Source organism: Chryseobacterium sp., assembly GCF_022712095.1.
Classification (GTDB): domain Bacteria; phylum Bacteroidota; class Bacteroidia; order Flavobacteriales; family Weeksellaceae; genus Chryseobacterium.
The window spans coordinates 1-4,701 of record NZ_JALAHD010000318.1 but is presented as its reverse complement, the minus strand read 5'-3'; the positions used below and the strand labels follow the sequence as shown (position 1 = coordinate 4,701).

The window sequence follows — 4,701 nt, the reverse complement described above, 5'->3', positions numbered from 1 at the left end:
GGCTAAAGTAAAGAAAAAACAATAAATTTGCAGATTATAGTATTTTTTTAATGAATAAAACAGCAGAAAAGCAAGAATTATTAGATAAAATTGTGGAAGCTATCCAAGATGTGAAAGGAGAAGACATTATGATTTTCGATCTTTCAAATATTGAAAACTCGGTAGCTCAAACATTTATTATATGTAGCGGAAATTCAAATACACAGGTTTCTGCTATCGCAGGAAGTGTAGAGAAAAAAGTAAGAAATGAACTTAAAGACAGACCTTGGCATGTAGAAGGGACCGAAAATGCAATGTGGGTTCTGTTAGACTATGTTTCGGTGGTCGTTCATGTATTTCAGAAACAAGTACGGGAGTACTATGATATAGAAGAACTTTGGGGTGATGCGAAGATCACCAGAATAGAGAATTAATATTAAATTTTAAAAACTATAAATGAACAATAAAGGATTTAACTGGTTCTTTCCGATTGCTATAATAGCACTTTTGCTATTCTTTATCCCTAATTTTTTTGGTGATAGCGGAGCAAAATCTATTGATGAGGATGAATTTTTCAAAATCATGCAGTCTGGAAAAGTTCAAAATGTCTTAATATATAAAGATACTGAAAAAGCTGATGTTTTTTTGACACAAGCGGCAAGAACGGAAATGGTAAATAAAACTGCCAACAAAGAAAAAGATCCGTTTTCGGCGTTTGATATGGCTCCTAAAGCTGACTATACAGTGAAGTATGGAGACTTACAGCTTTTCCTTCAAAAATTTGATACTATTAAAGCTGATAATGCCAATATCAAGACAACCAAAGATTATGGTGCAGGAAAAAGTCCTTTTATGGATATTCTTATTTCTGCATTGATCTGGATTGCAATTCTTGGATTATTCTATTTCCTTCTTTTCAGAAGAATGGGAAGCGGTGGAGGACCTGGAGGACAGATTTTTTCCATTGGAAAATCAAGGGCTAAGCTTTTTGATGAAAAAGAAAAAATTCAGGTTACATTTAAGGATGTAGCAGGACTGGAAGGAGCGAAAGAAGAAGTTCAGGAAGTGGTAGATTTCTTGAAAAACTCTGAAAAATATACAAGATTGGGAGGTAAAATTCCAAAAGGAGTTCTATTGGTAGGGCCTCCGGGAACAGGTAAAACCTTATTGGCGAAAGCCGTAGCCGGTGAAGCTAAAGTTCCTTTCTTCTCACTTTCGGGTTCTGATTTTGTTGAAATGTTTGTGGGTGTAGGTGCTTCCAGAGTAAGAGATCTTTTTGCTCAGGCAAAAGCAAAATCTCCGGCGATCATCTTTATTGATGAAATTGATGCGATAGGACGTGCCAGAGGAAAAAATAATTTCTCAGGTGGAAACGATGAAAGAGAGAATACATTGAACCAATTACTTACCGAAATGGATGGTTTCGGAACTGATACCAACGTTATCGTAATGGCAGCTACAAACAGGGCGGATATTCTGGATAAAGCTTTAATGAGAGCTGGGCGTTTTGACCGTTCAATTTATGTAGATCTTCCGGAATTACATGAAAGAAGACAAATCTTTGATGTACACCTTAAGAAGATCAAGATCGGAAATGATGTGGACAGAGACTTCTTAGCTAAGCAGACTCCTGGGTTCAGTGGAGCTGATATTGCGAATGTTTGTAATGAAGCAGCACTTATTGCAGCGAGAAACAGTCATGAAACTGTAACGAAACAAGATTTCCTTGATGCAGTGGACAGAATTATCGGAGGTCTTGAAAAGAAAAATAAAGCGATTAAGCCTTCAGAGAAAAGAAGAGTGGCATATCATGAAGCAGGTCACGCAACCATTTCATGGCTTGTAGAACATGCTGCACCTCTTTTAAAAGTTACTATTGTACCGAGAGGGCGTTCATTAGGAGCGGCATGGTATCTTCCTGAAGAAAGACAGCTTACCACTACAGAACAGATGAATGATGAAATCTGTGCTACATTGGGAGGTAGAGCTGCTGAGCAGGCTATCTTTGGAAATATTTCCACAGGAGCTTTATCTGATCTTGAACGTGTAACTAAACAAGCTCAGGCAATGGTTACGATTTACGGACTGAATGATAAACTTGGAAACATTTCTTATTATGACAGCTCGGGTCAATCAGAATACAGCTTTGGGAAACCCTACTCTGAAGAAACGGCTAAGATGATTGATGAGGAGATCTCTAAGATCATTGAAAATCAATATCAGAGAGCGCTGAGAATTCTTACTGAAAATAAAGATAAACTGGATGCTTTGGCGAATAAGCTTTTAGAAAAAGAAGTCATATTCCGCGAAGATCTCGAAGAAATATTTGGAAAACGTGCCTGGGATCCCGAATTAACGGAGAAGCCGGTAACCAACAGTACGATTCCGGTTCAAGAACAGCTGGAAAATGATGAGGATACTGTTCAGGCCCCTGAAAGTCCATCACAACTTTAAAATAAAAACCTGGTAAAGTCAATTTGCCAGGTTTTATAATATTTAAGGCTCTTTTTTTATAAGTATTATATATTAATTTTCTATTTTTGTATAAAGTTGACTAAAATATATTAAGTTGAGTTTATTTAAAAGACTTGTAAGCAAACTTACGAACCAACCTGAGGAAGATGAGAAGCAGAGTTTGGAGAAGCTTGGGGATTCGCTTAAAAATGCGGATCTTGATTATAAGTTTGCCCAATTGTTTACTCACTCCGGAGGCTTTTTTAATTATTGTGCAGATGAGGCTGAAGCATTACAGACCTTAAGCCAGATCATTAAAATTGAAGGAATAAACAATGTGTTTTGCTGGGATAAAGAACTTCAGAATTTCCTGAATGTTATAAGGGCCCCTTTTACTTCAGAACTGGAACTTTTTAATGATGCAGCTTTTATAACCTGTGAATATCTTATAGCATACGACGGAAGAATAATGTTGTCTCATAATAATATTCTTCATTATCATTCTTCAAGATTGCCCAATAAAATTGTCATAATCGCTAATGTTTCTCAGATCGTTAATAATCTGAATGATGCTATGGGAAAAATAAAAAGAACGGGAAATATTAAGAACCTTACTTCCATCAGTGGAAATCAATCGAAATTGGACGCCTCCAGCAACACGAATAATACCAAATTATTTTTGCTGTTACTGGAAGATTAGAACCAACTCTAAATTTTAAATTTTGGACAAAAATCTTATTCAAAGAACCATTTCCGGGATCGTTTATGTAGCAATTGTAATAATTTGTACTACTCCTTACGGGGCTCAGATGATCAACAGTTTTTCTCCTGATCTTATTCAGCAGCATTATTTGTACTATGGGCTTATCACTTTATTATTGGGTATTGGTTCGTGGGAATGTATTAAGATCATGAAGTTCGGAAACGGATATGAGAAATGGGTAGTGTATCCTGCAGTTGTTCTTATTTTTTATATGTTTTCCAAAAGATATTTTTATCATGATTTCTATTTTGATTTTAGACTGAGTGAAATATTGGCACTTGCTTTAATTCTTATTGCTGTAATCACATTATTTAAATATCCTAATGAGTTATATTATGATAGCGGAAAGCTCATATTTACGGTTATTTATGTAGCTCTACCGTTTAGTTTTGCGTTAGGTATTCCTAAATATTCCACTATAGGTAATACTTTCTCTTTAGAGGTGTTTTTTCTTTTTATACTGATATGGAGCAGTGATACTTTTGCTTACCTGACCGGTAAATTTTTTGGCAAACATAAAATGGCGCCTAAGATATCTCCAAAGAAAACATGGGAAGGGTACATTGGTGGAGTAATTCTTACTTTAATATTATCTTATTTTATAGAAGAATATAACCCTGACCTTAGAGGAAATTGGATGGTAGTAGGCTTTTTAGTGGCTGCTTTCGCACCTTTAGGAGATTTAGTGGAAAGCCAGCTGAAAAGAAATTTCGGTGTGAAAGACAGTGGGAATATTATTCCGGGCCATGGTGGCGTTTTAGACAGATTGGACAGCTTTCTGATTTGTGCTCCTGTCGTATATTTGTATTTTATTTTAGAAAAATTTATATAATTCATGAAACTACATAGAGAATCTAAGGGAACAATTTTGGTTGCCACAATACTTTTTGTAATCATAAGCACCCTGGCCATTTATTTTTTTAAGATTTGGTCTCTTTTAATCATCATGCCTTTATTGGTAATGTATAGCCTTGTGTTTTGGTTTTTCCGGGTTCCTAACCGTGAAATTCTTGATCACAAAGAGAATGTAATTGCTCCGGTAGACGGCAAAGTCGTAATGATAAAAGAAGTGGAAGAAACAGAGTTTTTAAAAGAGAAAGCTATTCAGATTTCTATATTTATGTCGCCTCTCAATGTTCATATTTGCAGATATCCTGTTTCTGGGAATGTTATTTATAAAAAATACCATCCGGGAAAGTATCTCGTTGCATGGCATGAGAAGTCTTCTACAGAGAATGAAAGAACTACTGTAGCTGTAGAAAGCCTTACTCATCATAAAGTGGTCTTCAGGCAGATTGCAGGATATGTGGCCAGAAGAATTGTTTTTTATTGTAAAGAGGGGGATGTTGCAAAAGCTGGACATGAATTTGGATTTATAAAATTTGGCTCCAGAATGGATGTTTTTCTTCCTTTGGATACTGAAGTTTTATGTAAAATCGGAGATAAAACCAAAGGAGGATTAGATGTAATTGCTCGAATGAAGGAATAATTATATTATAAATAAT

General features: G+C 35.6%; 5 protein-coding genes. All 5 read left to right on the top strand.

Features of this window, described 5'->3' with window-relative positions:
• Positions 1-50 precede the first annotated feature (50 nt).
• Positions 51-413 carry a ribosome silencing factor gene (gene rsfS, locus Q0A18_RS15995; RefSeq protein WP_292011166.1) on the top strand — a complete coding sequence of 121 codons (363 nt, stop codon included), beginning with the start codon at positions 51-53 and terminating at the stop codon, positions 411-413.
• A gap of 22 nt (positions 414-435) precedes the next feature.
• Positions 436-2,433: an ATP-dependent zinc metalloprotease FtsH gene (gene ftsH, locus Q0A18_RS15990; protein WP_292011165.1), complete on the top strand. Its 1,998-nt coding sequence runs from the start codon at positions 436-438 to the stop codon at positions 2,431-2,433.
• Between the two features lie 115 nt (positions 2,434-2,548).
• Complete coding sequence (locus Q0A18_RS15985; protein WP_292011164.1) at positions 2,549-3,133, top strand: LUD domain-containing protein; 585 nt, start codon at positions 2,549-2,551, stop codon at positions 3,131-3,133.
• 22 nt (positions 3,134-3,155) lie between these two features.
• Positions 3,156-4,028 carry a phosphatidate cytidylyltransferase gene (locus Q0A18_RS15980; RefSeq protein WP_292011163.1) on the top strand — a complete coding sequence of 291 codons (873 nt, stop codon included), beginning with the start codon at positions 3,156-3,158 and terminating at the stop codon, positions 4,026-4,028.
• 3 nt (positions 4,029-4,031) lie between these two features.
• Complete coding sequence (locus Q0A18_RS15975; protein WP_292011162.1) at positions 4,032-4,685, top strand: phosphatidylserine decarboxylase family protein; 654 nt, start codon at positions 4,032-4,034, stop codon at positions 4,683-4,685.
• Positions 4,686-4,701: the final 16 nt, after the last annotated feature.

What these genes read in the sequence shown, in the direction of transcription:
- rsfS (WP_292011166.1), top strand. Translation starts at nt 51, where the DNA reads ATGAATAAAACAGCAGAAAAGCAAGAATTATTAGATAAAATTGTGGAA.
- ftsH (WP_292011165.1), top strand. Translation starts at nt 436, where the DNA reads ATGAACAATAAAGGATTTAACTGGTTCTTTCCGATTGCTATAATAGCA.
- Q0A18_RS15975 (WP_292011162.1), top strand. Translation starts at nt 4,032, where the DNA reads ATGAAACTACATAGAGAATCTAAGGGAACAATTTTGGTTGCCACAATA.